The sequence below is a fragment of the Paracoccus sp. BR5-17 genome (assembly GCF_055693925.1).
This window is the reverse complement of the sequence record NZ_JBVFUV010000003.1, coordinates 1,871,020-1,895,759: the sequence shown is the minus strand read 5'-3', so window position 1 is coordinate 1,895,759 and position 24,740 is coordinate 1,871,020. Positions and strand designations below refer to the sequence as shown.

The window sequence follows — 24,740 nt, the reverse complement described above, 5'->3', positions numbered from 1 at the left end:
TAACCCTTCCTTAAGGCTCCTGCCGTTAACCCATGCGGAACGTGAAGGGAAAGTCATGGTCGCAATCGCCTATTCCGTCGCCTTCGAGGGGATCGAGGCGCGGCTGGTCGAGGTTCAGTGTTCGGTTGCGGCAGGCCTGCCGGGATTTGCCGTCGTGGGCCTGCCCGACAAGGCCGTGAGCGAGGCGCGAGAGCGCGTCAAGGCCGCCTTCGGCGCGCTGGCCATCGCCATGCCGAACCGCCGCCTGACGGTGAACCTGTCGCCCGCCGACCTTCCCAAGGAAGGCTCGCATTTCGACCTGCCCATCGCGCTGGCCATTTTGGCCGCGCTGGACATCATTCCCGGCGACGAGTTGTCGCGCTGCGTCGCGCTGGGGGAACTGGCGCTGGACGGGCGGCTGGTCGGGGTCGCCGGCGCCCTGCCCGCCGCCATGGCCGCGGCCGAGGATGACCGCGCGCTGATCTGCCCCCGCGCCTGCGGCCCCGAGGCGGCATGGGTCGATGCGGTTCCGGTCCTTGCCCCCGCCACCCTGCGCGAGGTGATCGACCACCTGACCGACCGCGCGCCGCTGGCCCGCGCCCGGCCCGGCATGATCGGCGAACCGCCCGCCGGTGGCTGCCTGTCCGAGGTGAAAGGCCAGGAACGCGCCAAGCGCGCCCTGGAAATCGCCGCCGCCGGGCGCCACCACCTGCTGATGGTCGGCCCTCCCGGCGCGGGCAAGTCGATGCTGGCGGCGCGCCTGCCCGGCCTGATGCCGCCGCTGGGCCCGGTCGAGGCGCTGGAGACCTCGATGATCCATTCGCTGGCCGGGACGCTGGACGATGGCGGCATCTCGCGCCGCGCGCCCTTCCGCGAACCCCATCACACCGCTTCGATGGCCGCCATCGTCGGCGGCGGGCGCGGCGCCAAGCCGGGCGAGATCAGCCTGGCCCATAACGGCGTGCTGTTCATGGACGAGTTCCCCGAGTTTCCCCGGCAGGTTCTGGAAACCCTGCGCCAGCCCATCGAGACCGGCGAGGTCGTGGTGGCCCGGGCGAATGCCCATGTCCGCTATCCCTGCCGCTTCCTGCTGATCGCCGCCGCCAACCCCTGCCGCTGCGGCTATCTGGCCGATGCCGCCCGCGCCTGTTCGCGCGCGCCCGTCTGCGGGGGCGACTACATGGGCAAGATCTCGGGCCCGCTGATGGACCGCTTCGACCTGCGGCTCGAGGTGCCGGCGGTGGGGCTTGCCGACCTGGAGCTGCCGCCCGGCGGGGACACATCGGCGCAGGTCGCGGCGCGGGTCGCGGCGGCGCGGGACGTTCAGGCGGCGCGGTTCCGCGACCACCCGCAGGTGCGCGTGAATGCCGAGGCGTCGGGTGCGCTGCTGGACCGGATCGCCGCCCCGGACGAGGAAGGCCGGGCGCTGATCCTCAGGGCCTCGGACCGGCTGGGCCTGACCGCGCGCGGCTATCACCGCATCCTGAGGACCGCCCGCACCATCGCCGACCTGGCCGGGTCGGACGCGGTGTGCGCCCCCCACCTGGCCGAAGCGATCAGCTATCGCCTGCCCTTCGTGGCGGGCGGCTGACGAATTGCACGTCGTGCAAGGGCCGGCTATGGCTGGACGATCCAGAAGGCGGACCCAGCCATGTTTCCTGCAAGCGCCCGGATCGGCGGCATCCTGACGGCCTGCGCCTTGCTGGCGACGGTTCCGCACCAGTTCGGCGCGGGGCGCGGCTTCGCGGTCGCGGCCGATCTGCTGCTGGTCGGCGCCCTTGGCATGTTCGCGCTGACCGCGCGCCTGTCGCGCCTGGCCTTCGTCGCCCTGGGTCTGGTTCTGGCCGCCTGGGCCGCGGCGACCCGGCCCGACTGGTCCGAGGCACTGCTGACCGCCCTGACGCGGGGCGGCTTCATCATCGCCCTGTTCACCGCCCTGTCGGCCCTGCGCAGCGCCGCGGTGGGATCGCGGGACATCCTCGACTGCGGGCGCTTCCTGGCCCGTCAGCCGCCGGGGCGGCGCTATCTTGCGCTGACGGTCGGCGGCCACCTGTTCGGGCTGATCCTTCTTTACGGCTCGATCTCGCTGCTGGGATCGCTGGCCGCCGAAAGCACGGCTGGGGAGGAAAATCAGGAACTGCGCCGCCACCGGCTGCGGCGGATGCTGGTGGCGATCCAGCGGGGCTTCGCCTCGACGCTGTGCTGGTCGCCGATGGCGCTGTCGATGGCCGTGACGCTGTCGGTGGTCGAAGGCGCAACCTGGGCCGCAGCGGCCGGCGTCAGCCTTGTCAGTGCCGCCCTGATGATCGGCATCGGCTGGCTGCTGGACACGGTCTTCAAGCCGCGGCTTTCGGCCGCCCCGCCGCCTCGCGCGCCGCAGGCCGACGACTGGCTGCGCCGCCTGCGCCCGCTGCTGGTCCTGCTGGCGATCGTCGTGGGCGGGGTCTTCCTGCTGCACCTGGCGACCGGGGTCGCGGTGACGGGCGCCGTCATGACCGTGGTTCCGCTGGTGGCGGTCGCCTGGACGCTGATCCTGCCGCCGATGCCCGGCGGTCGCGCGGCCACGCTGGTCGCCCGGACCGGCCAGTTCGCCACGCGCGACCTGGCGGGCTATAGCGGAGAGATCATCCTGCTGTTCATGGCGGGCTTCATCGGCAGCCTGGGATCCTGGCTGCTGGTGCCGATCATGCAGGCGCATGGACCCGACCTTTCGGCGCTGCCGCCGCCGCTGATCCTGGCGGCGCTGATCTGGATCATCCCGCTGACCGGCCAGATCGGCATGAACCCGATCCTGGCGGTGTCGCTGCTGGTGCCGCTTCTGCCCACGCCTGCGGAACTGGGCGTCGATCCGGCCGCGATGGTGATTGCCCTCACCGGCGGCTGGGCGATCAGCGGCAACACCTCGCCCTTCACCGCCTCGGTCCTGCTGGTGGGCAGGTTGGGCGGGGTCGAGGCCCGCCACGCGGGGGCGGGCTGGAACGGGCCCTACGCCCTGGCCGCCGGGGCGGCGCTGACGGTCTGGGTGCTGCTGGCCGCGGCCCTGCTGTAAGGACGGCGGCCGGCGGTCACTCGATTTCCACCAGCAGGTCCTTGGCGTCGATCTGCTCGCCTGGGCGGACGTGGATGGCTTTCACCACCCCGTCGCGGTCGGCGTGCAGGCCGGTTTCCATCTTCATCGCCTCGATGGTCAAGAGCAGGTCGCCCTGGCGGATCTTTGCCCCCGCCGCCGCCGCGACCGAGGCCACGACGCCCGGCATCGGCGCACCCACATGGCCCGCATTCGCGGGATCGGCCTTGGGACGCGCGGCCTGTGCCGCAGTGGCCTTGCGGTTCGGCACGCGGACCTGGCGGGGCTGGCCGTTCAGTTCGAAGAACACCTTGACCTCGCCCTTCTCGTCCGTCTCGCCCAGCGTCAGCAGGCGCACCTCGAGCGTCTTGCCGGGGTCGATCTCGACGCTGATCTCGTCGCCCGGCTCCATGCCGTAGAAGAAGTTGCGTGTGGGCAGGGTGCGGACCGGGCCATAAATCTCGTGCCGGGCGCGATAGTCGGTGAAGACCTTGGGATACATCAGGTAGCCGTTCAGATCCTCGTCGTCGATCTCGGCGCCCAGATCCTCGGACAGCTTCGCGCGCGTGGCCTCGATGTCCACGGGCGGCAGATGCGCGCCGGGGCGGTCGGTGATCGGCGCCTCGCCCTTCAGGACCTTCCTCTGGATCGCCTCGGGCCAGCCGCCGGGGGGCTGGCCCAGGTTGCCCTTCATCATGTCCACGACGCTGTCGGGAAAGCTGACCTCGACCGCCGGATCCAGGACCTGCGCGGGCGTCAGCCCCTGGGCCACCATCATCAGCGCCATGTCACCCACCACCTTGGACGACGGCGTGACCTTGACGATGTCGCCGAACATCCGGTTCACGTCGGCATAGGCCTGGGCGACCTCGTGCCAGCGATCCTCGAGCCCCATGGATCGCGCCTGCGCCTTGAGGTTGGTGAACTGCCCGCCCGGCATCTCGTGCAGATAGACCTCGGAGGCAGGCGACTGCAGCCCGCTCTCGAAGGCCGCGTAGTTTTCGCGCACGCGTTCCCAATAGTTGCTGATCTGTCGGATCGCGGCCAGATCCAGGCCCGTGTCGCGGTCGCTGCCCTTCAGCGCCGCGACGATCGAGCCCATGCAGGGCTGCGAGGTGCCGCCGGAAAAGGCATCCATCGCCGCATCGACCGCATCCACGCCCGCTTCCGCCGCGGCCAGGATCGTCGCCCCTGCAAGGCCCGAGGTGTCGTGGGTGTGGAAATGCACCGGCAGCCCCACCTCGTCCTTCAGCGCCTTGATCAGGATCCGCGCGGCGGCGGGCTTCAGCAGGCCCGCCATGTCCTTCAGGCCCAGCAGATGGGCGCCCGCCTCGCGCAGTTCGGTCGCGGTCCTGACGTAATAGGCCAGGTCATACTTGGACCGGTCCGGGTCCAGCATGTCGCCGGTATAGCAGACGGTGCCTTCGCAGATCTTGCCGCTGTCGATCACCGCGTCCATGGCGACGCGCATGTTCTCGACCCAGTTGAGGCTGTCGAAGACGCGGAACAGATCGACCCCCGACCGGGCGGCCTGGGCCACGAAGGACTGCACGACATTGTCGGGATAGTTGGTATAGCCCACCCCGTTCGAGGCCCGCAGCAGCATCTGCGTCATCAGGTTGGGCATCCGCTCGCGGATGTCGCGCAACCGCTGCCAGGGGCATTCCTGCAGGAAGCGGTAGGCCACGTCAAAGGTTGCCCCGCCCCAGCACTCGACGCTGAACAATTGCGGCAGGTTGGCGGCATAGGAGGGCGCCACGCGGATCATGTCGATGGACCGCATCCGGGTGGCCAGCAGCGACTGGTGGCCGTCGCGCATGGTGGTGTCGGTCATCAGAAGGCGCGACTGCGCGGCCATCCAGTCGGCCACGGCCTGCGCGCCCTTCTCCTCCAGCAGTTGGCGCGTGCCCGGGGCGGGTTCCGCCTTGGGGGCGGGCGGCACCGGCGGGCGGGCCTGCGCGGGCGGCATGGCACGGCCCGCCGTTTCCGGGTGCCCGTTCACGCTGATGTCGGCCAGATAGGTCAGGATCCGCGTGGCCCGGTCCTGGCGCTTGTCGAAGTGGAACAGTTCGGCCGTCGTGTCGATGAACTTGGTGGTATAGGTATTGTCCAGAAAGGTCGGGTGCTTCAGCAGGTTGATGACGAAGTCGATGTTGGTCGAGACGCCGCGCACCCGGAACTCGCGCAGCGCGCGGTCCATGCGCCGGATCGCCTGTTCGGGCGTCTGCGCCCAGGCCGTGACCTTGACCAGCAGCGAGATCGTAGTATCGCGTAATGACGCCCCCGGAATAGGCGGTGCCGCCGTCCAGGCGGATGCCGTTGCCGGTGGCGCTGCGATAGGCGGTGATGCGGCCGTAATCGGGGATAAAGTTGTTCAGCGGATCCTCGGTCGTCACGCGGCATTGCAGCGCGTGGCCGGACAGCGTGACCTGGTCCTGGCTGGGCACGCCCGTCGCCTCGGCCAGGGTGGCGCCCTCGGCGATGCGGATCTGCGACTGGACGATGTCGATGCCGGTGACCTCCTCGGTCACGGTGTGTTCGACCTGGACGCGGGGGTTCACCTCGATGAAGTAGAAACGCTGGCTGTCCATGTCCATCAGGAACTCGACGGTGCCGGCGTTCTGATAGCCGACGGCGCGGCCGATCTTCAGCGCCAGTTCGCAGACCTCGGCGCGCTGTTCGGGGGTCAGGTAGGGCGCGGGGGCGCGTTCCACGACCTTCTGGTTGCGGCGCTGCACGGTGCAGTCGCGTTCAAACAGGTGATACAACCCGCCATGGTTGTCGCCCAGAAGCTGCACCTCGACGTGCCGGGCGCGCAGGATCATCTTTTCCAGATAGCCCTCGCCATTGCCGAAGGCGGCCTCGGCCTCGCGCCGGCCCTCGCGGACCTTGTCGGCCAACTCCTCGGGGCCGTTGATCGGCCGCATCCCCCGCCCGCCCCCGCCCCAGCTTGCCTTCAGCATCAGCGGATAGCCGATCTCGGCCGCCTCGGCCCGGATGGCCTCCAGATCCTCGCCCAGAACCTCGGTCGCGGGGATCACCGGCACGCCGGCCCCCATGGCCACGCGCCGGGCCGAGGCCTTGTCGCCCAGCGCGCGCATGGTGTCCGCGCGCGGGCCGATGAAGGTGATCCCGGCCGCCACGCAGGCATCCACGAAATCCGGGTTTTCCGACAGAAGGCCATAGCCCGGATGGATCGCGTCCGCGCCGCTTTCGCGCGCCACCCGGATGATCTCGGGGATGGACAGGTAGGCCGCGACCGGCCCCAGCCCCTCGCCGATCCGGTAGGCCTCGTCCGCCTTGAAGCGGTGCAGGCTCAGCTTGTCTTCCTCGGCATAGACGGCGACCGTCCTCTTGCCCAGCTCGTTCGCGGCCCGCATCACGCGGATCGCGATTTCCCCACGGTTGGCGACCAGAATCTTCTGAAACATGCGCGCGCCCCCTTCGGCGTTGCGCGAGAGACTAGCGATGCCGCGCCGCAGCGCAAGCGTCGCTGCAGCGAAAGGTTTACGCGCCGTCTGTTCGCGGGATGTTCCCAGTTAGCGGTTGCTTTTTGGAACCGCGTCCCTATCTGATGCGCTTGGTCGGCGGGGGCACGTCATGGAACAGAAGTTCATCGAGATACGCGGCGCGCGTGAACACAACCTCAAGGGCGTGGACATGGACATCCCGCGCGACAAGCTGGTGGTCATCACCGGCCTGTCGGGCTCGGGCAAGTCGTCGCTGGCCTTCGACACGATCTATGCCGAAGGGCAGCGCCGCTATGTCGAAAGCCTGTCGGCCTATGCCCGGCAGTTCCTGGACATGATGGGCAAGCCCGACGTGGACCACATCACCGGCCTGTCGCCCGCCATCAGCATCGAACAGAAGACCACCTCGAAGAACCCCCGTTCGACGGTCGGCACGGTCACCGAGATCTACGACTATCTGCGGCTGCTGTTCGCGCGCGCGGGGACACCCTATTCCCCCGCCACCGGCCTGCCGATCGAGGCGCAGCAGGTCCAGGACATGGTGGACCGGATCATGGAGATGCCGGAAGGAACGCGCGCCTATCTGCTGGCCCCCATCGTCCGCGACCGCAAGGGCGAATACCGCAAGGAATTCCTAGAGCTTCGCAAGCAGGGCTTCCAGCGGGTCAAGGTGAACGGCCAGTTCCACGAGCTGGACGAACCGCCCGTCCTGGACAAGAAGTTCCGCCACGACATCGACGTGGTCGTGGACCGCATCGTGGTGCGGCCGGGGCTGGAAACCCGCCTGGCCGATTCGCTGCGCACCGCGCTGGATCTGGCCGACGGCATCGCCATCGTCGAGACCGCCGAAGACGAACCCCACCGGACCACCTTCAGCGAGAACTTCGCCTGCCCGGTCAGCGGCTTCACCATCCCCGACATCGAGCCGCGGCTGTTCAGCTTCAACGCGCCGATGGGCGCCTGCCCGGTCTGCGACGGGCTGGGGGCGGAACTGTTCTTCGACGAACGCCTGATCGTGCCCGACGCCGCCTTGTCCGTGGACAAGGGCGCTATCGCCCCCTGGGCCAAGTCCAAGTCCGCCTACCTGACCCAGACCATCAACGCGCTTGCCAAGCATTACGGCTTTGACAAGAAAACCCCCTGGAAGACCCTGCCCGAGGACGTGCGCCGCATGTTCCTGCACGGGTCGGGCAAGGAAGAGATCGAGTTCCGTTTCGACGACGCCGGCCGGGTCTACAACGTGCGCCGCGTCTTCGAAGGCGTGATCCCCAACATGGAGCGCCGGCTGCGCGAATCCGACAGCGCCTGGGTGCGCGAGGAGTTCGAGCGTTACCAGAACAACCGCCCCTGCGGCGCCTGCCACGGCTATCGCCTCAAGCCCGAGGCCCTGGCCGTGAAGATCGCCGGCAACCACATCGGCGAGGTGGTCGAACTGTCCATCCGCGAGGCGCTTGCCTGGGTCGAGGACGCGCCCCGTCACCTGTCGCGCCAGAAGAACGAGATCGCGGTCGCCATCTTCAAGGAAATCCGCGAACGGCTGGGATTCCTGGTGAATGTGGGGCTGGACTACCTGACGCTGTCGCGCGCGGCGGGCACGCTGTCGGGCGGCGAAAGCCAGCGGATCCGGCTGGCCAGCCAGATCGGGTCGGGGCTGACGGGGGTTCTCTACGTGCTGGACGAACCGTCGATCGGCCTGCATCAGCGCGACAACGACCGCCTGCTGGACACGCTGAAGGGGCTGCGCGACCAGGGCAATTCGGTGATCGTCGTCGAACATGACGAGGACGCGATCCGCCATGCGGACTATGTCTTCGACATGGGGCCCGGTGCCGGCGTCCACGGCGGCACCGTGGTCAGCCACGGCACCCCCGACCAGATCGCCGCCGATCCCGACAGCCTGACGGGCCAGTACCTGTCCGGCGCGCGCGAGATCCCCGTGGGCGAGGGACGCCGCAAGGGCAACGGCAAGGTCGTGAAGGTCGTGAAGGCCAGCGGCAACAACCTCAAGAACGTCACGGCCGAGTTTCCGCTGGGCAAGTTCGTCTGCGTGACGGGCGTTTCCGGCGGCGGCAAGTCCACCCTGACCATCGAGACGCTGTTCAAGACCGCCAGCCTGCGGCTGAACGGCGCCCGCCAGACGCCCGCGCCCTGCGAGACGATCACCGGGCTGGAGCATCTGGACAAGGTCATCGACATCGACCAGCGGCCCATCGGCCGCACCCCGCGGTCGAACCCCGCCACCTATACCGGCGCCTATACGCCCATCCGCGACTGGTATGCGGGCCTGCCCGAATCCAAGGCGCGCGGCTACAAGCCCGGCCGCTTCAGCTTCAACGTCAAGGGCGGACGCTGCGAGGCCTGCCAGGGCGACGGCGTCATCAAGATCGAGATGCACTTCCTGCCCGATGTCTACGTCACCTGCGAGACCTGCAAGGGCAAGCGTTACAACCGCGAGACGCTGGAGGTGCAGTTCAAGGGCAAGTCCATCGCCGACGTGCTGGACATGACCATCGAGGAGGGGCAGGAGTTCTTCAAGGCGGTGCCTGCCATCCGTTCCAAGATGGACGCCCTGATGCAGGTGGGCCTTGGCTATATCAAGGTGGGCCAGCAGGCGACCACCCTCTCGGGGGGCGAGGCGCAGCGGGTCAAGCTGGCCAAGGAACTGGCTCGGCAATCGACCGGCAAGACCCTGTACATCCTGGACGAGCCCACCACCGGCCTGCATTTCGAGGATGTCCGCAAGCTGCTCGAGGTGCTGCATCACCTAGTGGACGAGGGGAACACCGTCGTCGTCATCGAACACAACCTGGATGTCATCAAGACTGCCGACTGGATCATCGACATCGGCCCCGAAGGCGGCGACGGCGGCGGGCGGATCGTCGCGGTCGGCACGCCCGAGGATGTGGCGGCGGTCCCCGACAGCCATACCGGCCGCTATCTGGCGCCGATGCTGAAGCCGGCCCGGGTGCGTGCGGCCGAATAGGCCCGCCGCCCTGCCGCCGCGGGCCGGCCCCCGCCCGCCCGGTGCGCCTGCCCCTGCCGCAGATGCGGCATAGGGCCGACCGCCATTCGTCAGGCGGCAGCGGGCTTGTCCTGCGGGCGTGGCCGGAGGATTTTTCCCCCGCATCGGCGATTTTTCCTCTTGCGCCGCCCGGCAGTGTCCCATAAATCACCCCTCACCGAAGGCGGACGCCACCACGCGGCGCCGAAGGTCAAGGATGCGGGCGTAGCTCAGGGGTAGAGCATAACCTTGCCAAGGTTAGGGTCGTGAGTTCGAATCTCATCGCCCGCTCCAGACAGAAAAGGCCGAACCTTCGGGTTCGGCCTTTTTGTTTGCATCCTGCGCCCCCGCATCGCAGCAGGATCTTCTTGTGGTTGCATATCCTGCAAATCGTGCTATGAGAGGATGAGAAGCTCTGGCCTGGAGCCATGAAAACGGGCACGGTCTACAGGCCAGAGCGCGAGCGAAGGTCCAGAACCACGCACCGCAGGACACATCGGAACAGCCGCTCGACTGTGCCGTTGAACCACTGGACGCCATACCTTCTGCTGCAGGCCCTGCGCTGTCAAGCGGACGGCCGGGGCCGCTGGCGGCACCGGCGGTGATGCGCGGCCGGGGTCAACCGTCCACGCGGATCCGGGCGTTCTGCGGGTCATAGGGGCTGTCTTCTGTCACTTCGGCATCCCACAGTTCGCGGAACATGCGGACCTTCAGCCGCGTGCCCGGGCGGGCCAGGTCGGGGCGGACATAGCCTATGCCGATCTGCCTGCCGAAGGCCACCGAATATCCCCCCGAGGTCAGGCGGCCGACCTTCTCGCCGTCCAGAAAGATCCCTTCGCGGCCCCAGGGGTCCGCGTCCCGCGGCCCGTCGATCAGCAGCGTGACGCACAGGGACCGGATGCCCTTGTCCTGCATCGCCGCCTTGCCCCGGAAATCCTTGGACAGGTCCACGAAGCGGTCCAGCCCGGCCTCCAGCGGGGTGGCGTCGCGGCCCAGTTCGCTGCCGAAGGCGCGATAGGACTTTTCCTGCCGCAGCCAGTTCTGCGCCCGGGCGCCGACCAGCTTCATGCCAAGGGGCTCGCCGGCCTCGATCAGGCGGTCGAACAGGTGATTCTGCATCTCGATCGGGTGGTGCAGTTCCCAGCCCAGCTCGCCCGTATAGGCCACGCGGATGGCGTTGACGGGGACCATGCCAAGTTCGATCCGCTGGGCGGAAAGCCAGGGGAACCGCTTGTTGGACAGCGCCGTTTCCGGCTGCGCGTCGCGGATCAGTTTCGCTAGGATGTCGCGCGACGCGGGCCCCGCCAAGGCAAAGACGCCCCATTGGGTCGTGACGTCCTGGATGCTGACGTAATCCCCGCCCGCGGCCATGAAGTCCTGGGCGGATTTCACCAGGTGGTCGCCATCATAGGCCGCCCACGCCCCGGCCGAGACGAGGTAATAGTCGCTCTCGGCCAGGCGGACGATGGTGTATTCGGTCCGCGTCGTGCCCGCCTCGGTCAGCGCATAGGTCAGGTTGATGCGGCGGACCCGGGGCAGCTTGTTGGTGGTTAGCCAGTCCAGGAAGGCGGTCGCACCCGGCCCCGTGACCCTGTGCTTGGCGAAGGCCGTCGCGTCGATCAGGCCCGCGGCGCCCCGGACCGCCTCTGCCTCGGCCTTGGCATAGTCCCACCAGCCGCCGCGCCGGAAACTGCGGCTCGCGTGGTCGTCGAAGCCGGCGGGGCCATAGTAGTTGGGCCTTTCCCAGCCGTTCACCTGCCCGAACTGGGCGCCGCGCGCCTTCTGCCGGTCATAGGCGGGCGAGGTGCGCAGCGGGCGGCAGGCTTCGCGTTCCTCGTCCGGGTGGTGCAGGATGAAGACGTGTTCGTAGGCTTCCTCGTTCTTGCGGGCGGCGTATTCGGTGGTCATCCAGCCGCCGAACCGGCGCGGGTCCAGCGAGGCCATGTCGATCTCGGCCTCGCCCTCGACCATCATCTGCGTCAGGTAATGGCCGATGCCGCCGGCCGCGGTGATGCCGAAGGAAAAGCCCTCGGCCAGCCACATGTTGCGCAGGCCGGGCGCCGGACCGACCAGCGGGTTGCCGTCGGGAGTATAGCAGATCGGGCCGTTGAAGTCGTCCTTGAGGCCCACCGTTTCCGAACTGGGGATGCGGTGGATCATCGACAGGTATTCCTGCTCGATCCGGCCCAGATCCAGCGGGAACAGGTCGGCGCGGAAGCTGTCGGGCACGTCATACAGGAACCGCGCCGGGGCGTTGCGTTCGTAGGGGCCAAGGATCCAGCCCCCGCGTTCCTCGCGCACGTACCATTTCGCGTCGGCGTCGCGCAGGACCGGATGTTCGGGGTTGCCCTCGGCGCGCCAGGCCACAAGGGCCGGGTCGGGTTCGGTGACGATATACTGGTGTTCCACCGGGATCGCCGGGATCCTGATGCCCAGCAGGCGCGCGGTGCGCTGCGCGTGGTTGCCGGTCGCGGTCACGACATGTTCGGCGCGGATCTCGAAGACCTCGCCCGAGCCTACCAGGTTGCCACCCCGTTCGGCCAGCTTCTCGCAGGCGACGATCCATTCGCTGCCGGTCCATCGGTAGCCGTTGACCTGGATCTTGCGCTCGATCGTGGCGCCAGCCATGCGGGCGCCCTTGGCCATGGCCTGCGTCACGTCGGCGGGGTTGATGTAGCCGTCGGTGGGATGGAACAGCGCGCCGCGCAGATCCTCGGTCCGGACCAGCGGCCAGCGGTCCCTGATCTGCCGGGGGGTCAGGAACTCGTGTTCGATCCCCGCGGTTTCCGCCGTCGCGGAGTAGAGCATGTATTCGTCCATCCGCGCCTCGGTCTGCGCCATGCGCAGGTTGCCGCAGCGGGTGAAGCCTGCGTTCAGGCCGGTCTGCGCCTCCAGGTCGGCATAGAGCCTGACCGAGTAGTCATGGATATGGGTGGTCGCGTAGCCCATGTTGAACAGCGGCAGCAGGCCCGCCGCGTGCCAGGTGGATCCGGCCGTCAGCTCGTCCCGTTCCACCAGCATGGTGTCCCACCCGGCCCGGGCCAGATGCAGCGCGATGCCGCAGCCGACAGCGCCGCCTCCGACGACAAGAACCTTCACATGCGACTTCATCCGCGCGACTCCGTGATCTGCTGCTGATCCGTTACTGCCATGCCCGCCGCGCGCCGGTCCGATGGGCCCGACCTAAACGGGCGAAAAGCGACATGCTGCATCGCAGCACTTGTGCGAAGCCCCGGCGTTCCGCTAGGGTGCGCGCCACCAGGGGGTCCGGGGGGAACCGATGCAGATTTGCCGCGACAAGCAGGCGATGCGCCTGTGGCGGGAAGGGGCCGGACGGGTGGCCCTTGTGCCGACGATGGGCGCGCTGCATCCCGGGCACCTGTCGCTTGTGGCGCGGGCGCGCGACTGGCTAGACGCGCAGGGCGGCGGCCAGGTGGTGACCTCGATCTTCGTCAATCCCACGCAGTTCGGCCCGAACGAGGATCTGGCCAGCTATCCCCGGGACGAGGAAAACGACACGGCGCTGCTGCGGCAGGCGGGCTGCGACGCGGTGTTCCTGCCCACCGTCGCCGACATCTATCGCCCCGGCGCGCAGACCGTGGTCGAGGTGTCGGGCCTGTCCCGGGTGCTGATGGGCCGGTTGCGCCCGGGCCACTTCCGGGGGTGGCGACGGTGGTGACGAAGCTGTTCAACATCGTCCGGCCCGATGCCGCGGCCTTCGGCGAAAAGGATTACCAGCAGCTTGCCGTGATCCGGCAGATGGTGGCGGACCTGGACATTCCCGTGTCGATCCTGCCCGTCCCCACCATGCGCGAGGCTGACGGCCTGGCCATGTCGTCGCGCAACCGCCGCCTGTCGCCCGCCGAACGCGCCGCGGCCCCGGTGCTGTCGCGTGCGCTTGACCGGGCGGAAGGCATGGTGGCCGAGGGCGCGGGCCCGGCCGCCGTCCGCGCCGAACTGCGGCGCATCATCGGGGCCGAGCCTCTGGCCCATATCCGGTCCATCGACATCCGCGACGCGGCGGATCTGTCCCGCGTATCCCTGATCCGGCGACCGGTCGTGATCCTGCTGGCCGTCCGCTTCGGCGACGTGCTGCTGATCGACCAGCGTGTCGCCCATCCGAAAGGCTGAACCATGTCCGCCCACGCCCCCGTCAGACGCATCACCGCACCCCAGATCGCCGCGCAGAAGGGGCGCACCCCCATCGTCGCGCTGACCGCCTATACGGCGCCGATGGCGGCCCTGGTCGATGCCCATGCCGAGGTGATCCTGGTGGGCGACAGCCTGGGCATGGTGGTGCATGGCCTGCCCTCGACCATCGGCGTCACGATCGAGATGATGATCCTGCACGGCCAGGCGGTGATGCGCGGCAGCCGGCAGGCGATGGTGGTGATCGACATGCCCTTCGGCAGCTACGAGGAAAGCCCGCAGCAGGCCTTCCGCAACGCCGCGCGCATCATGGCGGAAACCGGATGCGGCGGGGTCAAGCTGGAAGGCGGCAGCCGCATGGCCCCGACCATCGCCTTCCTGACCGAACGCGGCATCCCGGTGATGGGCCATGTCGGGCTGACCCCGCAGGCAACCCACACCCTGGGCGGCTTCAAGACCCAGGGGCGGGAAAGCGGAAGCTGGCCCACCCATCTGCAGGACGCCATCGACGTGGCCGCCGCCGGAGCCTTCTCGGTGGTGGTGGAAGGCGTGGTCGAAGGGCTGGCCGACCGCATCACCGACGCCGTCGCCATCCCCACCATCGGCATCGGCGCCTCGGCCCGCTGCGATGGGCAGATCCTGGTGCTGGACGACATGCTGGGCCTGACCGGCCGGGTGCCCCGCTTCGTGCGCCGCTTCGCGGAACTGGGCAAGGACGCCGGTGATGCCATCGCCGCCTATGCCGCCGCCGTCCGCGACCGCAGCTTCCCGGCCGAGGAGCACCTCTACCGCTAGGCAGGCCCGATCACGGCCCTGCCCCGGCGGGCCGCCGCCTGAAGGCGCCGCATCCCGCCTCAGGCCGCGCCGTCGAAGTCGGCGGTGCGCGCCAGCGGCGACAGGAACAGCGGCACCAGCAGCAGAAGGGACAGGCCCAGATAGATCACCGAAAAGCTGGTCCGTTCGGCCAGAAAGCCGATGCTGCCGGGGGCCAGCAGGATGCCGGAATAGCCCATCGTCGTCACCACCGACAGGCCCACGCCCTGCGCCAGCCCGGGCACGTTGCCTGCCGCCGAAAAGGCGATCGGCACCATGTTCGCGATGCCGATGCCGGCCAGCCCGAAGCCTGCCAGCGCGCCGACCGGCGTGCCCGCCAGACCCGCAAGCGCAAGCCCCGCCATCGCGATCAGCGCGCTGATCCGCAGCGTCCTGACCGCCCCGGCCCGGCGCCGGATCTCGTCGCCCAGAAAGCGCATCGCGGCCATGGTGCCGGCGCAGGCGGCAAAGCCCCAGCCGGCAACGGCCAGCGAGGCGCCCATCTCTCGTTGCAGATAGACGGCCGCCCAGTCCAGGATCGCGCCTTCTGGGATCATGCAGGCCAGCGCCATGACACCCAGCAGATAGGGCAAGGGCGTGCGCGGCAGCCGCAGCGGCTGGTGCCGGTGTTCGGCCTGCGGGCTGTCGCGCAGGACCAGCGGGAAGGCCGCGGCCAGGATCGCGGCCACGATCAGCGTCACCAGCACCGCGTGGCCGGTTTCCCCCAGAATCTGGATCGCGGCGCCCCCGGCCGCGGCCCCGGCCAGCCCGCCCAGCGACCAGAACCCGTGGCAGGACGACATGATCGCCCGGCGGCGCGCCCGTTCGACGGCGACGGCATTGGCGTTCATCGCCACGTCCATCCCGCCGATCAGCGCGCCGAAGACCAGCACCGCCAGCGCCACCGCCCAGACCGTCGGCGCCAGCGAGATCCAGACAAGGCTGGGCGCGAACAGCACGGCCGCCCGCTTGACCGCCCAGGCCGATCCCCGCCGCGCCACCAGGGCGCCGAAGACCGGCATCAGGCAGACCGAGCCGATGCCAAGCGCAAGCACCAGCAGACCGGCCACGGTTTCCTGGATCCCCAGCCGCGCCATCATCGCCGGCAGCTTGGGCGCCCAGCTTCCGACCACCAGCCCGTTGGCGAAGAACAGGGCCGACACCGCCCACCGCGCCTTGATGCCCACGAGGCCCGTCCTGCCCATGCCGTCCGTCCTGTCGTCGCTGTCCGAAACATCCGGGCTGTGAAGCACCGGGACAAGGGAACGGGGGCGGTGCCCCGGATCCCCTGGAACGCGATCCCTTACAACATGCCCGGGACCACCAGATCGGGCGGGCGGTGCCCGTCCGCGAAGGTCTTGATGTTGATGATGACCTTTTCACCCATCTCGGCCCGTCCCTCGACCGTGGCCGATCCCATGTGGGGCAGCAGCACCACGTTCGGCAGTTCGCGCAGGCGGGGGTTGATCTCATGGCCGTGTTCGAACACGTCCAGGCCCGCGCCCGCGATCTCTCCGGCGCGCAGCATCCGGGTCAGGGCGTTCTCGTCAATCACCTCGCCGCGCGAGGTGTTGACGACGACGGCGCTGGGCTTCAGCAGCTTCAGCCGCCGCGCGTTCAGCAGGTGGAAGGTCGAAGGGGTGTGCGGCGCGTTCACGCTGATGATGTCCATGCGCGCCAGCATCTGGTCCAGGCTTTCCCAATAGGTGGCCTGCAACTCCTGCTCGATCTCGGGGCGAAGGCGGCGGCGGTTGTGATAGTGGACCTGCATCCCGAAGGCCATCGCGCGCCGTGCCACCGCCTGCCCGATCCGGCCCATGCCCAGGATGCCCAGGCGTCGCCCGCCAACGCGCCCGCCCAGATGCGCGGTCGGCGCCCATCCGCCCCAGCGGCCCGCCTGCATTTCGGCCATGCCCTCGGGGATGCGGCGGGTGACGCCAAGGATCAGGGCCATGACCATGTCGGCGGTGTCCTCGGTCACGACGCCGGGGGTGTTCGTCACCAGGACGCCGCGCTGCCGGGCGGAATGGACGTCGATGTGATCGACGCCCGCGCCGTAATTGGCGATCAACTTCAGCCGCTCGCCCGCCTGGGCCAGCATGGCGGCGTCGATATGGTCGGTGACGGTGGGCACCAGCACGTCCGCCCCGCGCATCGCCGCCGCCAGGTCGTCGCGCGACATGCGGGTGTCGGCGTCGCGCAGGACCACGTCGAACAGTTCCGTCATGCGCGTCTCGACCGCCTCGGGCAGGCGCCGCGTCACGACGACGCGCAGTTTCTGGCGCGAAGGTTGCGGGCTGTGCATCGGGGCCTCACTTTCTCGATGTCGTGTCGGGGCGGCCTTCCAAAGCAGGGCCGCCTTTGGCAAACTGCCCGCGATACGGGGCACACACAAGACCCCATCGGGACCGCCTGGCGGCACCGGGCGCATGAGGAAAGGGGCCGCCGCACCGGCGGTCGGCAGGAACGGACAAGGCATGAGAATACGGACGCTTTCAAGGTGCGGGGCGGCAATCCTGGCGGCATCGGCAAGCCTGGCCCTTGCCCAGGTCGAGGGGGTGCCGGGGGCGGCGGATGCGCCCGCCGTCCGGACCCAGGACGAGGGCGGCACGACGCGGGGCGCCGTGACCAACCTGCCCGTCCCGCGCTATGTCAGCCTCAAGGGATCCGAAGGCAACGCCCGGCGCGGCCCCAGCCTGTCGCACCGCATCGACTGGGTGTTCCGCCATGCGGGAATGCCGCTGCGCGTGGTCGCCGAGTTCGGCCACTGGCGCAGGGTCGAGGACAAGGACGGGGCCGGGGGGTGGGTGCATTACGCGCTTCTGTCGGGCGTTCGCACGGCCCTGGTCACGCAGGACATGGTGGAACTGCGCAGCCGCCCCCATCCCGACGCTGACATCGTCGCGCGGGCCGAGATGGGCGCGATCGTGCGGCTAGGCGAATGCAATCCGGACTGGTGCCGCATTTCCGGCGCCGGACAGCGCGGCTGGGTTCCCAAGACCGCGATCTGGGGCGTCGATCCCGACGAGGTGCGCGACTGAGATCCCCCGGCCCTGGGGACCGGGCGGCGCTGACGCGGCGACGGCCGTCGCCGGCCCGAAGCCTAGGCCAGCCCCCGTCCCCGCAGCAGCGCATCGACCCCCGGCATCCGCTGGCGGAAGGCCAGCCACAACTGGTCCGCGGGCGCCGATCCGCCCCGCGACAGGATCGTTTCCTCCAGCCGCCGCGCCGTCGCCGGGTCGAAGATGTCCCCGGTTTCCTGGAAGGCTGCGAAGGCGTCGGCGTCCATCACCTCGGACCACATGTAGCTGTAATAGCCGCTGGCATAGCTGTCGCCGCTGAAGACATGGCTGAAATGCGGCGTGGCATGGCGCATGGGGATGGCCGCCGGCGCATCCAGCCCCGCCAGCACGCGGGCCTGTTCGGCCATCGCGTCGGCCGGCGGCTGGCCCCGGTGGAAGGCCAGATCCACAAGCGCGCTTTCCAGGTATTCCGTCGTGGCGAAGCCCGCGTCCGCCTTGTCCGCCGCCAGCAGCCGGTCGCGCAGGTCGGCGGGCAGCGGTTCGCCCGTCCGGTAATGGCGGGCATGGGCGTCCAGAATGGCCGGCTGTTCCAGCCAGTGTTCGTAAAGCTGGCTGGGCAGTTCCACGAAATCCTGCGCCACCGCCGTTCCGGAAATCGAGGGCCAGGCGACATCCGACAGGATGTGATGCGTCGCGTGGCCGAATTCGTGGAACAGCGTGTGGGCATCGTCCCAGGATAGGAAGGCCGGCGCGCCGGGTTCTTCGGGCGGGGTGAAGTTGCACACGTTCACCACGATGGGGCGCTGCCCCGCGCCGATCCGGTGCTGGACCTGCAGCGAGGAACACCATGCCCCCGACCGTTTCGAGGGCCGCGCGAAATAGTCGCCGACGAAGACCGCCATCAGCCGCCCCTCGCGGGTGATCCGCCAGGCGCGGGCATCGGGCGACCACAGCGGCGCGTCGATCGGCTCGAACTCCAGCCGGAACAGGCGGTACGCGACATCCATCATGGCGCCCAGCATCGCATCAAGCGTCAGGTAGGGCTTGACCTGGCCGGCGTCGAAGTCGTGGTCCCGCCGCCGCAGGCGTTCGGCGTAAAGCCGCCAGTCCCAGGGTTCCAGCGGGCCGTTCACGCCGTCGTCGCGCAGCATGGCGGTCAGCCGGGCCTCGTCCTCGGCCACGCGAAGGCGGGCGGGCTTCCAGACCTGTTCCAGCAGCTGCGCGACCTGGTCGGCCGTCCCGGCCATCTCCGGTTCAAGCTTGTAGGCCGCGAAGTCGGCATAGCCCAGCAGCCGGGCGCGTTCGTGCCGCAGGGCCAGGATCTCGGCGACCAGCGGCAGGTTGTTCGTGGCCTCTCCGCCCGCGCCCTGCCCCGACCCGCGCGCGGCCCAGGCCTTGAAGGCCAGTTCGCGCAGCGCCCGGTCGCCGGCATGTTCCAGGAACGGCACGATCAGCGACCGCGACAGGGTGACGATCTGGCCTTCCATCCCCCGCGCCTTCGCCGCCGCCCGCATGGCGCGGATCAGCCAGTCGGGCAGCCCCGCCAGCCGGTTGCCGGGCACCGGAAGGACGAAGTCGCGTTCGTCCGCCAGCACGTTCTGGGAAAACTGCGTGGTCAGGACCGCGAGGCGGGCGCGGATCGCGGCCATACGCTCGCGCGCCTCGCCCTCCAGCCCGGCGCCAGAGCGCGTCAGCCCGCGCAGCGCCAGTTCGGTGATGCGCCGATCCTCGGGCGGCAGGCTGTCGGCCGTCGCAGCCACGGCCCTGACCCGCGCATAAAGTCGCGGATCCATTCCCGTCCGGCTGTTATAGGCCGCAAGGCGGGGGGCAAAGTCGCGCTGCAGCGCTTCTCGGGCGGGGTTCGAATCGACGCTGGCCAGCGTGTAGAAGACCGACAGAAGGCGGTCCAGCCCCTGCTCGGCGGTCTCCATCGCGGCCACGGTGTTGGCAAAGGTCGGCGCGTCGGGGTTGGCGGCGATGGCCTCGAAGGCAGCCTCGGCCGCGGCCAGCTCGCGGTCGAACGCCGGGGCGATGTCGGCATCGTCGATCAGGTCGAATCGCGGCAGCCCCTCGGGGCCGGTCCAGCGGGTCAGTTCGGGATTCATGGGGCCTCCTAGATCGGGACGACGCTAGATGGCTTGCGGCTGGCCTTCCAGAGCCGATCCGCAGACCGGGCAATCCGTCCGGCGCGCCGTGGCGATCATCCGGCTTTCGCCGTAGAGCCCGTCGAAAATCATCATTCGTCCGCGCAACCCCTGCCCCGCCCCCGTCAGATGCTTGATCGCCTCGAGCGCCATCAGGCTGCCGACCACCCCCGGCAGCGGGCCGACGACGCCGGCCTCGGCGCAGGGCGGGGCCAAGCCGGGGGCCGGGGCGGTGGGGAACAGGCAGGCCAGGCAGGGGCCGCCGCGCGCGGGATCGTAAAGCGTGACCTGCCCTTCCCATTGCGCGATCGAGCCAGCGATCAGCGGCACGCCCGCGGCGACGCAGGCGCGGTTGATCGCCTGCCGCGCCGCGAAGCTGTCGGTGCCGTCCAGCACCAGGTCGTGCTGGCCGATCAGGTCCGCATCGGCGTCGGTGACGCGGCGCGGCAGGGGCGTCACCTGGATCAGGGGATTCAGCGCCTGCATGGCCTGCGCCGCCGCCTGCGCCTTGGGCTGGCCCTGCTGGTCGCTGCGAAAGATCACCTGCCGCTGCAGGTTCGAAAGGCTGACGCCGTCATCATCCGCCAGGGTGATCCGGCCCACCCCCGCCGCCGCCAGATACAGGCAGACGGGCGCGCCCAGGCCGCCCGCGCCGACCACCAGCACCCGCGCCTCGCGCAGGCGCATCTGGCCGGGGCCGCCGATCTCGCGCAGGACCAGGTGGCGGGCATAACGGTCCAGTTCGGCATCGGCCACGGGCGGCTGGAGGGTCGCCGCTTGCGGGGCGGGGACGGCGCGCGCCCGCAGCCAGCCCAGGCCCTCGCGATAGGCCAGAACCAGACCCGCAAGCCCGCCCGCGACCAGCCAGCCGCGCGCCGATCCGCCAAAGACTGCCCCCAGCCGGGGGGCGATCAGGTGCGACAGTTCGATCACGCCCCAGGCCGCCGCCAGCAGCACCAGCAGCCAGCGGCGCGGCAGGCCCCAGAGCCATCCGGCCACGGCAAGGCAGATCAGCAGCCAGAACCCCAGCATCGCCCTTACGCCCCGGTCGAGCCGAACCCGCCCGCCGCCCGCGCGGTGGTGCGGCTGAAGCTGTCGACGATGGCGAAGGCGGGCCGGACCACCGGCACGAAGATCATCTGCGCGATCCGTTCCCCTGGCCGGACCGCGATGGGGTCGGTCCCCGGGGGTTGCGGTTCCAGGTGCTGATGAGGATCTCGCCCGTATAGTCCGGGTCGATCAGCCCGGTGGAATTGCCCAGGACCAGCCCGCGCCCGTGGCCCTGCCCCGACCGGGGAACTATCAGGCCCGCGACCGAGAAATCGTCGAAGCACAGGGCGATCCCTGCGCTGATCAGCACCGGCGGCGCCTGCGGGACGATCTCGATGGCGGCGTCAAGACAGGCCAGCAGGTCGATCGCCGCCGATCCCTGCGTCTGGTAACCGGGCAGACCCCATTCGCGGATCCGCGGGTCGAGTATCCTGATTTCCATGTCTGCCGCCCTTGCTGTCCAGGGTCAGCCTTACCGGATGCGGACCGCGCCCGCCAGCGGCTGCGCGATCGGCGCAGACCCTCTCAGGACGCGGCCATCCCGCGCAGGCCCCGCGCGAAGGCTGCGGCCTTTTCGACGATCGCCATGTCCAGCCCGTGCCCGTAGCCCTGCGCCGCCAGATGGGCCGCGACCTTTTCGGTCGCGACGTTGCCCGCGGCGCCGGGGGCATAGGGGCAACCGCCCAGCCCCCCACGGCCGCGTCGAAGACCCGCAGCCCGCGCGCCAGGCTGGCGTCGATATTGTCCAGCGCGCGTCCCGCCGTGTCGTGATAATGCCCGGCCAGCCGGTCGGCGGGCAGTTCCTGCAGCACGGCTGCCAGCATGGCGTCGATGGTCTCGGGGCGGCCCTGGCCGATGGTGTCGCCCAGGCTGATCTCGTAGCAGCCCATGTCGCGCAGCGCCGCCGCAACCCGGGCGACGCTGGCGGGGGGCGTCGGGCCGTCGAAGGGACAGTCCGTCACCACGCTGACATAGCCGCGCACCGGGATGCCCTGGGCCTGCGCGGCCTGCGCGACCGGCGCCACCCGATCAAGGCTTTCGGCGATGGTCGCGTTCAGGTTCGCATGGCTGAACCCCTCCGAGGCGCTGACGAAGATCGCGACCTCGTCGGCGCGGGCGGCGCGGGCGGCCTCGAATCCCTTCATGTTCGGCGTCAGCACCGCATATCGGACGCCGGGCGCCCGGGCGATCCCGGCCATCACCTCGGCCGCGTCGGCCATCTGCGGAACCCATTTCGGAGACACGAAGCTGGTCACCTCGATGCGGCGGAACCCTGCCCGCGACAGCAGATCCACCAGCGCGATCTTGTCGGCGGCGGGGATCAGCCGCTTTTCGTTCTGAAGCCCGTCGCGCGGGCCCATCTCGAAGATTTCGACAGCATCAGGCATCGGGAAGCTCGTAGAAGTCGCGTTCATAGAGGGTCCGTTCGCCGTCCTGCGGAAGCGCCCGGGCGAAGGCGGGGCGGGCGCGGCAGCGGTCCGCATAGGCCTGCAAGGCAGGCGTCAGGCGCACGAAGCGGCCCGCCGTCCAGACCGACCAGCCCACGGTGCAGTCCACCCCCGAAAAGCCGCCCGCCATCAGCCAGTCCTGATGGTCGACCGTCTGTTCGACCAGACGCAAGGCCCGCGCCAGACGCGCCGTCTCCAGCTTCATCACCGTCACCGACCGGGTCGAGGGATCGCGCAGCATCAGGTGGCTTTGCGTCAGGTTGGCGATGTGCTGGGCGATGGTTTCGGCGAAATGCAGCCAGTCGAGCCAGCCCAGGCGCCCCGCCTCGCCGGGCGCGCGCCACAGATGCGGGCCGCGCGTCTCGCACAGGTATTCGACCATGGCCCCCGATTCGTGGATCACGCTGCCGTCGATCTGCAAGGCCGGCACCCGCCCGGCGGGATGGATGGCGGCGTATTCGGCCCCGCGCATGTCCTTGCCGTGCAGGTCCAGCACCCGCAGGCGGAAGGGCAGGTCCAGCTCATTCAGCAACCACAGGATGCGCATCGAGCGCGACAGCGGGATATGCCACAGGACGATCGCGTCGCTGTCGCCGCTGACGGGGCCGCCGGATGCCGGGGGCGTCGCGTCGGTGGGGGTAGGTTCAGGCATCGGCATCCTCCAGCCGGATCAACGGGGCACCGGCTTCCACCTGGTCGCCGGCCTTGGCAAGAACCTCGGCCACCACGCCGTCGCGGGCGGCGGTCAGGCTGTGTTCCATCTTCATCGCCTCCAGCACGCAGAGCCGGTCGCCCGCCTGCACGGCCTGGCCCGCGACGACATCGACCGCCTTCACCTGCCCCGGCATCGGCGACAGCGTCAGCGCCGCCCCTGCCCCCGCGTCGGCCTGCCGGTCCAGCGGGTCCAGCGGCGCCAGATGCAGGCTTCCGGACCCGAAGACGCTGATGCCGCCGTCATGGGCGGTGATGCGGTGGCGGCAGAGACTGCCGTCCACCCACCAGCGGTCGCCCTGCCAGCGGATCTCGTGCGGCACGCCGTCCAGGGTGACGCGCGCCGCCCCCGGGCCCAGAACCTCGAGCTGCGCCTGCCCGTCCTGCCAGGCGATCGTGCGGCGCAGCGGCTGCCACAGGGTCACGCCGCCCTTGACGCGGGGATCGGCCATACCGGCCAGGCCGATCACGGCCAGGGCACGGGCGGCGGGCTGGGGCTCGGACGCCGCCACCAGCGCATCCAGATCACGGGCGATCAGGCCGGTATCGACCTCTCCCTGCGGAATCCCTCGTGGCGGGCCAGGGCGATCAGGAAGTCGATGTTGGTGACGGTGCCCGCGACCTCGGTATCGACAAGGGCGGCCTCCAGGGCGCGCAAGGCGATGGCGCGGGTCTTGCCCCAGGTGATGACCTTGGCGATCATCGGGTCATACCAGGGGCTGATCATGTCGCCCTGGCGGACCCCGGTTTCGTTGCGGGCGTTGTCGGCAAAGCGCAGATGCGCCAGCCGGCCGGTGGCGGGCAGGAAGCCCGAGGGCACGTCCTCGGCGTAAAGTCGCGCCTCGAAGGCGTGGCCGTGGATCGACAGATCCTGCTGGCGCGCGGGCAAGGGTTCGCCGCTGGCCACGCGAAGCTGCCATTCCACCAGATCGACGCCGGTGATCGCCTCGGTCACCGGATGTTCGACCTGAAGGCGGGTGTTCATCTCCATGAACCAGAAGCCGTCGGGGCGCAGGCCGTTGCTGGCATCGACGATGAATTCGATGGTGCCCGCGCCGGCATAGCCGATGGCCTCGGCCGCGCGGACGGCGGCGGCGCCCATCGCCTCGCGCATCTCGGGGGTCATGCCGGGGGCGGGGGCTTCCTCGATCACCTTCTGGTGGCGGCGCTGCAGCGAACAGTCGCGTTCGAACAGATGCACGGCCCTGGTGCCGTCGCCAAAGACCTGAACCTCGATGTGTCGGGGCCGCTGGATGTATTTCTCGATCAGGACGGCGGGGTTGCCGAAGGCGGTCGCGGCCTCGCCTTGGGCGGACTGCAGCGCGGCGGCGAAATCGGCGGGGCGTTCGACAAGGCGCATCCCCTTGCCGCCGCCGCCGGCCACCGCCTTGATCAGCACCGGATAGCCGATCCTGTCCGCCTGTTCCTTCAGATGCGCGGGATCCTGGTCTTCGCCGTGATAGCCAGGGACCACCGGCACCCCGGCTTCAGCCATCAGCGCCTTGGCGGCGTCCTTCAGCCCCATCGCCCGGATCGCGTCGGCGGACGGCCCGATGAAGACCAGCCCCGCCGCCGTCACCGCGTCCACGAAATCGGGGTTTTCCGACAGGAAGCCATAGCCCGGATGGATCGCCTGCGCGCCGGTAGCCTGCGCGGCGCGGATGATCGCATCGCCGCGCAGATAGCTGTCGCGGGGCGCGGGGCCGCCGATATGCACCGCCTCGTCGGCAAGGGCGACGTGGCGGGCGGCGCGGTCGGCGTCGGAAAACACCGCCACGGTGCGCACGCCCAGCTTGCGGGCGGTGTCGATGACGCGGCAGGCGATCTCGCCCCGGTTGGCGATCAGGATTTTCTGGAACATGTCGGAACCTGCGTGTGGGGGCCA

The 24,740-nt window shown here is 69.7% G+C and carries 13 protein-coding genes, 1 tRNA gene and 4 pseudogenes; 7 read left to right on the top strand and 11 right to left on the bottom strand.

What is annotated here, in order from left to right:
• Positions 1–55: 55 nt before the first annotated feature.
• Positions 56–1,570, top strand: coding sequence for a YifB family Mg chelatase-like AAA ATPase (locus tag ACZ1HC_RS10865; protein ID WP_472699988.1), 1,515 nt, complete (start codon positions 56–58; stop codon positions 1,568–1,570).
• 60 nt (positions 1,571–1,630) lie between these two features.
• Complete coding sequence (locus ACZ1HC_RS10860) at positions 1,631–3,028, top strand: hypothetical protein (RefSeq protein WP_472699987.1); 1,398 nt, start codon at positions 1,631–1,633, stop codon at positions 3,026–3,028.
• 16 nt (positions 3,029–3,044) lie between these two features.
• Here ACZ1HC_RS10860 and pyc read toward each other — a convergent pair.
• Positions 3,045–6,477, bottom strand: a pseudogene (gene pyc / locus ACZ1HC_RS10855) (pyruvate carboxylase).
• A gap of 169 nt (positions 6,478–6,646) precedes the next feature.
• Here pyc and uvrA point away from each other — a divergent pair.
• Positions 6,647–9,499: an excinuclease ABC subunit UvrA gene (gene uvrA, locus ACZ1HC_RS10850; protein WP_472699986.1), complete on the top strand. Its 2,853-nt coding sequence runs from the start codon at positions 6,647–6,649 to the stop codon at positions 9,497–9,499.
• Between the two features lie 237 nt (positions 9,500–9,736).
• A tRNA-Gly gene (locus ACZ1HC_RS10845) sits at positions 9,737–9,811 on the top strand.
• A 324-nt stretch (positions 9,812–10,135) separates the two neighbouring features.
• Here ACZ1HC_RS10845 and ACZ1HC_RS10840 read toward each other — a convergent pair.
• The gene (locus ACZ1HC_RS10840; protein WP_472699985.1) at positions 10,136–12,628 is read right to left on the bottom strand and encodes a GcvT family protein; all 2,493 of its coding nucleotides are present in this window, start codon (positions 12,626–12,628) and stop codon (positions 10,136–10,138) included.
• 169 nt (positions 12,629–12,797) lie between these two features.
• Here ACZ1HC_RS10840 and panC point away from each other — a divergent pair.
• Positions 12,798–13,648 (top strand): annotated as a pseudogene (gene panC / locus ACZ1HC_RS10835) (pantoate--beta-alanine ligase).
• A 3-nt stretch (positions 13,649–13,651) separates the two neighbouring features.
• Positions 13,652–14,461: a 3-methyl-2-oxobutanoate hydroxymethyltransferase gene (gene panB, locus ACZ1HC_RS10830; RefSeq protein ID WP_472699984.1), complete on the top strand. Its 810-nt coding sequence runs from the start codon at positions 13,652–13,654 to the stop codon at positions 14,459–14,461.
• A gap of 59 nt (positions 14,462–14,520) precedes the next feature.
• Here panB and ACZ1HC_RS10825 read toward each other — a convergent pair whose 3' ends face one another.
• Positions 14,521–15,684: an MFS transporter gene (locus ACZ1HC_RS10825; RefSeq protein ID WP_472699983.1), complete on the bottom strand. Its 1,164-nt coding sequence runs from the start codon at positions 15,682–15,684 to the stop codon at positions 14,521–14,523.
• A 98-nt stretch (positions 15,685–15,782) separates the two neighbouring features.
• Positions 15,783–16,784, bottom strand: coding sequence for a 2-hydroxyacid dehydrogenase (locus ACZ1HC_RS10820; protein ID WP_472699982.1), 1,002 nt, complete (start codon positions 16,782–16,784; stop codon positions 15,783–15,785).
• A gap of 172 nt (positions 16,785–16,956) precedes the next feature.
• Here ACZ1HC_RS10820 and ACZ1HC_RS10815 point away from each other — a divergent pair, with 172 nt between their 5' ends.
• The gene (locus ACZ1HC_RS10815; RefSeq protein WP_472699981.1) at positions 16,957–17,520 is read left to right on the top strand and encodes an SH3 domain-containing protein; all 564 of its coding nucleotides are present in this window, start codon (positions 16,957–16,959) and stop codon (positions 17,518–17,520) included.
• A gap of 62 nt (positions 17,521–17,582) precedes the next feature.
• Here ACZ1HC_RS10815 and ACZ1HC_RS10810 read toward each other — a convergent pair whose 3' ends face one another.
• The 7 genes and pseudogenes from ACZ1HC_RS10810 to ACZ1HC_RS10780 all read right to left on the bottom strand — a co-directional run bounded on the left by ACZ1HC_RS10810 (position 17,583) and on the right by ACZ1HC_RS10780 (position 24,716).
• Positions 17,583–19,607 carry a M3 family metallopeptidase gene (locus ACZ1HC_RS10810; protein WP_472699980.1) on the bottom strand — a complete coding sequence of 675 codons (2,025 nt, stop codon included), beginning with the start codon at positions 19,605–19,607 and terminating at the stop codon, positions 17,583–17,585.
• 24 nt (positions 19,608–19,631) lie between these two features.
• On the bottom strand, positions 19,632–20,678 hold the full coding sequence (locus ACZ1HC_RS10805; protein ID WP_472699979.1) for a HesA/MoeB/ThiF family protein: 1,047 nt from the start codon (positions 20,676–20,678) through the stop codon (positions 19,632–19,634).
• A 5-nt stretch (positions 20,679–20,683) separates the two neighbouring features.
• A complete protein-coding gene (locus tag ACZ1HC_RS10800) occupies positions 20,684–20,785 on the bottom strand; it encodes a hypothetical protein (protein ID WP_472699978.1) in 102 nt (33 codons plus the stop codon).
• Positions 20,782–21,138 carry a dCTP deaminase/dUTPase family protein gene (locus ACZ1HC_RS10795; RefSeq protein WP_472699977.1) on the bottom strand — a complete coding sequence of 119 codons (357 nt, stop codon included), beginning with the start codon at positions 21,136–21,138 and terminating at the stop codon, positions 20,782–20,784. Before ACZ1HC_RS10795 ends, ACZ1HC_RS10800 begins: the two co-directional genes overlap by 4 nt.
• Positions 21,139–21,221: 83 nt before the next feature.
• Positions 21,222–22,084: pseudogene (locus ACZ1HC_RS10790) on the bottom strand (hydroxymethylglutaryl-CoA lyase).
• A complete protein-coding gene (locus ACZ1HC_RS10785; RefSeq protein WP_472699976.1) occupies positions 22,077–22,796 on the bottom strand; it encodes a glutathione S-transferase family protein in 720 nt (239 codons plus the stop codon). Before ACZ1HC_RS10785 ends, ACZ1HC_RS10790 begins: the two are co-directional and overlap by 8 nt.
• A pseudogene (locus ACZ1HC_RS10780) lies at positions 22,789–24,716 on the bottom strand (acetyl/propionyl/methylcrotonyl-CoA carboxylase subunit alpha). Before ACZ1HC_RS10780 ends, ACZ1HC_RS10785 begins: the two are co-directional and overlap by 8 nt.
• Positions 24,717–24,740: the final 24 nt, after the last annotated feature.